The sequence below is a fragment of the Azorhizobium sp. AG788 genome (genome assembly GCF_943371865.1).
Lineage (GTDB): Bacteria > Pseudomonadota > Alphaproteobacteria > Rhizobiales > Xanthobacteraceae > Azorhizobium.
This window is the reverse complement of the sequence record NZ_CALRWL010000098.1, coordinates 1-6,204: the sequence shown is the minus strand read 5'-3', so window position 1 is coordinate 6,204 and position 6,204 is coordinate 1. Positions and strand designations below refer to the sequence as shown.

General features: G+C 62.4%; 4 protein-coding genes. 3 read left to right on the top strand and 1 reads right to left on the bottom strand.

The annotated features are described in order from the left end of the window. The coding region (locus AAG816_RS27280; RefSeq protein ID WP_341992868.1) for a hypothetical protein at positions 1–1,680 on the top strand (1,680 nt) is incomplete at its 5' end. Between the two features lie 5 nt (positions 1,681–1,685). Further along, entirely contained in the window at positions 1,686–2,153 is a 468-nt protein-coding gene (locus AAG816_RS27275) for a hypothetical protein (protein ID WP_341992867.1), read from the top strand. Between the two features lie 362 nt (positions 2,154–2,515). Here AAG816_RS27275 and AAG816_RS27270 read toward each other — a convergent pair whose 3' ends face one another. Then, complete coding sequence (locus AAG816_RS27270) at positions 2,516–4,465, bottom strand: ATP-binding protein (RefSeq protein ID WP_341992865.1); 1,950 nt, start codon at positions 4,463–4,465, stop codon at positions 2,516–2,518. 488 nt (positions 4,466–4,953) lie between these two features. On the opposite strand from AAG816_RS27270, the gene AAG816_RS27265 reads away from it, so the two are divergent. Beyond that, positions 4,954–6,192, top strand: a complete 1,239-nt coding sequence (locus AAG816_RS27265; RefSeq protein WP_341992864.1) for a phage tail sheath family protein — start codon at positions 4,954–4,956, stop codon at positions 6,190–6,192. Positions 6,193–6,204: the final 12 nt, after the last annotated feature.

The window sequence follows — 6,204 nt, the reverse complement described above, 5'->3', positions numbered from 1 at the left end:
ATCGCCGGGGTGCTGGGCGAGCATTCCGTCTGGGTGCCGCCGGGGGTGAATGGCTGGTTCCTGATCCAGTGGGACGAGGCCACTGTCTATAGCTGGTTCGACTTTGTGGACGGCGCCGGCAATCCGTTCCCGGTCCAGCCGGGCGAGCTCTACCAGTTCTCCATCTCCACCGGGAACCATCGGGCCTTGCAGATCTATGTGGATCTCGTCTGGCTCGATGCCGCCGGCACGGTCATGGGCACCTCCAACAGTATCGGCGGGACCAATGCGTCGGGGGCGACCGTCATCGCCTTCTCCGGCGCCAATGGCGGCGCCTCGCCGGAGGCGCCATCCGGTCAACGTTTCGAGGATGCCCGCCGCCTGTGGGTGATTTCCACCGCGCCGCCGGGCGCGGTGCGGGTGACGCCCCGCGTGGTCAAAGGCCCCACCAAGCCGGGCCAGGGCACCTCGGCCATGTTCGGCTACCGGCCCTATTTTGGCGAGGCGGCGCCGGGCCAGGTGCTGCCTTCCGCCTGGAGCGATGGCTTGGCCACGGCCGAGATCCGTGCGGCGGTGGATGCGCTGTCCGCATCCGTGAGCGCCGCGCAGACCGCTGCCCTGGCCGGGCGCCTGCGCGTGGATGCCGGGCAAGCGTTCACCGACGGCCAGAAGGCGCAGGGGCGCCAGAACCTGGCCGCCGCCGCCGCCGGCGATGTCCTGCGCAATCGCATCATCAACGGCGCCATGCGGGTGAGCCAGGAGTGGGCCTCCACCCCGGTCAGCGGCGGCCTCGGCTATGCCGCCGATCAATGGGAGAGCGCGGCCTCCGGCTCCGGCTTTGCCTGCACCCACGCCCAGGTGCAGGGCGCAACGCCAGGCGGCGCGTCCCACCGGCTGCGCATCACCATCACCGCGGCCAAGGCGGCCCTGAGCGGCACGGATGCTCTGGTCTGGACCCAGGCCCTGGAAGGCCAGCAGGTGGCCGACCTGCAATGGGGCACCGGGGCCGCCCGGCAGGCGCTGGCCCGGTTCGGGTTTCGGGGACCGGCGGGCACCTACAGCTTCTCCATCCGCAACGGCACGCCGGATCGCGCCTATCTGGCCGGGTTCGTGATCGCGCCGGGGCAAGCCAATCTGGACACCCTGCAGAGCTTCGTCATTCCCGGCGACCTGGCCGGCACCTGGGCCACCGGCCCCACCCGCGGCCTGATGTTCAGCATCTGCCTGGCGGCGTCGGCCGCGGTCACCGGCGGCCCCGGCTGGCAGGCCGGCAATCTGCTCGCGGCGCCGGGCCAATCCAATGGACTTGCCAGCACGGCCCATGTCTTCGAGCTGTTTGATGCCGGCCTCTATGTGGACATAGGCAACACCGGCGTGCTGCCCGTCTGGCAGATGCCCGATCCGCTGGACGAACTGCGCAAGAGCCAGCGTTATTATTGGAAATTGGATACGCCGATCACCGCATCCTCGCTCATGGTCGCGGGCATTTATCACGGCTATCAGGCGACCCTGTTCCATCCCGTGGAGATGCGGGTGCCGCCTTCGGTGTCCGCAAATCTGACCGATTACGTCAACCTCTACAGCTGGAGCATCACGGCGGGGGTTCGGCACGCCCAGGTCAATCTGCAAGCGGATGCCACGGCCAACGGCATGTCGCTGGTGGTGGTGAATGCCGGCAGCCTCTTCAACGCACGCATGTGAGCGCCATGATCACGCACATCATCCGGGCCGCGCCGGCCCCCAGCACCGCCATTGCCATCACCTATGCCGACGGCAGCCGGTGGTTCGACGATCTCGCCTTGCCGGCCGATACGGCGATCCGCCGGGCGCGCGATGAATGGCTGGCCGCTGGGGGAGAGGTCGCGCCCTATGTGGCGCCGCCGTTGCCGCCCCCGGCCGAGATCTCCGACCGGCAGTTCTTCCAGGGGCTGGCCCTGCGCGGCCTGGTCTCCCAGGCCGAGGCGCTTGCGGCGGTGGGCACCGGGACGCTGCCGGCGGCGTTCGAGGCCCTCATCGGCCAACTCTCAGCGGAAGACCAGTTCGCCGCCCGCATGCTGCTGTCCGGCGCCACCAGCTTCCAGCGCACCAATCCGCTGGTGGACACGCTGGGGGCCATGCTGGACATGAGCCCGGCCGAGATTGATGATCTGTGGCGGTTCTGCGCGGGGCTTTAGGGGGGAGTGGAGATTGGCACTGGCGAGCAGTGGCTCGAACATCGGCACCGAGCGTCGCACAGTGACCCACTCCAGTCGTTCCGCCGCAGCATTGAGAACGACTGCTTCGCGCCTATCCGGTCGTTTCAACGTTCCGCTCCATTTCCTGAAAGCCGCTAGTCGGGTCACAAAACAGCATTGGCCATGAACGGATCAACTCCTGCAGATCTACTTCCATCCGCCGAGCAATGTAAGCGGACCAGATATCGGCAGTCTGGACCATACGATTGTGTCTATATCAATAATATACAATCTTGTGTCGACCTCTGACATGGTCTGTCGTGCAGCGACCTTGGTTTCGTCGAAAAAATCCCTATACTCTCTCAAACTTTAGAAATCCGCTCATCAAGCCATTGCAACGCCCGGCGGTGCATCGCAACGTCGCTGGGCTCAAGATGTTTAGCGTGGGCATCCGGTCGGTCATTGATGATGCTGGCGTTTTCGTTGAACACGGTTTTGTCGCCAAAGATTCTCTCAAACAACTGCCAGTACTTATTGATGACGGCTACGAGTTCCAACCAAAAAAGCTTCTCAGCTATCGTCTCTAGGTTGAAGGGATCAAGTTCTCCACGACGCTTTTGAGAAATGGCGGATAGAAGAGATGACTTAGCCGAAACACTATCTTTGGTTGTCAGTGCCGACATTCGCAGAAAGTTGATGACGAGCGAACGAAGTGCGCGCTCCATCGTGTTGCGGCGATAGGAGATGCCTGCGAGCTCTTCCGCCCACTCATTCACAAGCGGACGAGCCTCCACCCGCTTGATAGAGCCAGCGTCAACTAACGGTACCTCTTCTGCTACCATGGTCAGCGCCATACGCATCATTGATCCGGAGACCTTGCCCGCAGTATCAGCGACGCCGTAGCGGTGCAACGTGCGCTTTACGCCACTGGGGAGTTCCGAGCCTTCGACAAGCAGTGTGAGTGAAGGCGCGCGAAGCTCGGGATAAACGCGGAAGAGATGTTGTAGTGCCACTTTGGCGAGGGCGGCCCCCTCGTCCCGGCCATATGCCTCGAGCATCCCGGAGACGACCGGCTCTTGGAGCGTGACCGGCCTGATAGCCGTCTCAATTTTTCCATGTATTGAGGAGCAAGCCTTTCTGATCCAGAATGGCATGTCTGAGCAGAAGGACGATATCGCTTCCAGCGCAGGCTCCTCGAAACGAAGTCCCGCCATCGCGCCAATGTTCTTGATCATCGCATTGGCTGCTCCTCGTGGCAGTGGACTGAGATACTCCTCGGGGATGAACGCTAACGCAGCATTTTCGATGCCATCGATCGACTCCACAGCGAACCAGCGGCTGGAGACGCCGCTGACTAACAATGATACCCGTCGCTCGTCGCGAGCGGCTGCGTGGTAGGCCGCCCGTACGTTGCGCCAGAACTCGACGAACCCGGCCCGCCATTGCTCGGCACTGCCGTTACTCGGTGTAACATAATCAATCTCGTCGAAGGCGAGGACTACAGTGCGGTCGAATTGACTGAGTGCCGCCTGGAATTGACGCGCTGCCTCGGCAAGAGATGGAGCTGAAGGACTCGCGTCCACTTCGGCGTAGGCACGGCCGGATGCTTTGAGGGCAAAAAGGGAGAGAGTGATGGAGTGAAGTAGGCCCGCTGCATCCAAGCCAAAAACGTCGTCCCGTTGGCAGTCGATGAATAGCGTAACGGCATCGTAATTATCCTTCAGCTCCGCCAATACTCTGTGCAAAATTGAGGTTTTCCCGATCTTTCGGATACCAAAGCATGCACGAATATGGCCGGATTGGAGCTTGCGGGCGAGTTCCTGAGCTTCCGACCGGCGGCCGAAGAACTGTGCATCGTTGGCGACCGGCCCGGTCACGTCGAACGGGTCTTGCGTGAAGAACTCGTATGAGAGTAGCCGCTCCAGTTCCTGGTTGCGGGGCAACACGCCCGTAGAAGTGTGCACGGGGATGACGGCGAGGCCATTCTCACGGCCCCAACGCTTCAGCTTAGTGTTCCCCCGTGGATCCTGGTGGACGATCACGCATAGCGTCGTTTCGAGCCGGCCATCGGACTCATTGATGAGGCGTCGGGCGAATCGAACGGAACGCGCCTGTTGATCGGCATAAACATTGCCAAGAACGAGAATTTCTCGCTCGGCTCCGAGAATACTCTGGACGCGTTTTGATCCTCGAGCATAAATGACGAAATATTCTCCATTTTCAAATTGACGAATTGTATCCGAATTAATCGTGAATAGTCCTGTAAAGGCGGATATCGCTTCAGCTTTTAAACTGTTCAGCTCGTAGCTCACGTTAAGTCCGATCTTTACTGTCTGCAATATTGACGTTAGATATTTCTGTCGTTTTTCGTGAGGTACCTAGCAGCTAGCCTAGCTCTTCACCATTCTGATATAGCTCAGTTCGCATCCGCGCTACACGGCCTGACCGGCAGTAGCCGACACTTTGCCCTGAAAGCTCGGGCCAACGAATGAACAAAGAACAGCTAGGACGCTCTGTCGCCAACAGCCGCCCGTCCGAACATGGCCAATACCAGCCCCTCGGCATCGAGATGGTGGACGCCTGCACCTGGCGCCAAGGCAACGTTTACCACTTGCACGGGATATGGTCTTTGGCCTCCATCTCGGCATTATGATCATACGTGCGGCGATCTGGTCGTAGAACTCCAGCCGGTGGAGATCCCTCCAACCCGGCGACACCTGTCACCCGTGCCCTTCCACATCTTCCCCTGCACAGTCTGACCTCTGAAGACGCCCGTCAACCGCGCTTCAAGAGGTCTTTCATGTCCGCCACCACCCCGTTTGTCGGCGTCCGGGTCTTCTCCGATCTGTCCGACACCGTCGCCTCCGTCGATACCCGCGACAGCACCGTCATCGGCCTGACCTTGCCGGCTCCACTGGCGGACAATTCCCTGTTTCCGCTGGACGAGCCGGTGGCGCTGTCCATCGACGACGTGGACCAGGTGGCGGCCCTGGGTGCCGGCCTGGCGCGGGACACGGTGGACCAGATCCTCTCCGAAGGCATCGTCACCGACATCTCCTTCGTGCGCGTCGCCGAGGGCGCCGATGCGGAGGCCACCATGGGCCATATCGTCGGCTCGGCCGGGGCCAAGACAGGGATCTGGGCGCAGCTGGAGGCCAAGGACCATATCGGCCTGGAGCCGGGCCTGCTGATCGCGCCGGGCTATACCGGCAGCCGGCCGGGCAATGCCGCAAATCCCATCACCACCGCCATGGATGGCGTGTGCTCCCGCATCATCGACTGCATGGCGGTGGTGGACACGCCCGGCACCAGCCGTGAGGCGGCGGCGCTTTATGCCGAGGACTTCAAGACCTCGCTCAACATCATCGCCATGTATCCGGGGGCGAAAGTTTATCTGAGCGGGGCGCAGGTGGTGCGGCCGCTCTCGCCCCATGTGGCCGCCGCCATCATTCGCCGCGACAAGCAGGTGGGCAATCCGTTCAAGGCGGCCTGGAACCGCCCGCTCATCGGCATCCTCGGCGCCTCGCAGCGGGTGACCTATCGCGACGGCGACACTTCGTCGGATGCCAATTATCTGGTGCAGGCCGGCGTCGGCACGGTGATCGAGAACAAGACCCTGTGGGCGCCGTTCTCAACCGCCACCGACCCCACCATCCGGGCCTATCGCTCCATCAAGCGCATCCGCACCCGGCGCAGCATCGAGAAGGCGTTCTCCACCGCGCTGCGGGGCTATCTGTCCGAGGATCTGGGCGGGCATCTGGTGACGCTGCTGGTGAAGACGCTGGAAGAGGCGTGTGAGGAGAGGAAGAGCCTCGGCGCCCTCATCGACTACCAGATCGTCTGGGACCGCAAGCTCAACCCCAACACCTTCCTGCGCGACGGCGGCATCCGCCTGAAGCTCAGGTTCGAGGAAACCCCGGACCTCACCGATCTGCAGATCTATTCCCAGCCGCAGCCGGAAGCCTTCGACGTGCTGGCGTCCTCCATCGCCGATGCGCTGTCCGCGCTCGGCTCGTCCAACGTCTATGTGGCGGCCTGACCGGCGCGGGGA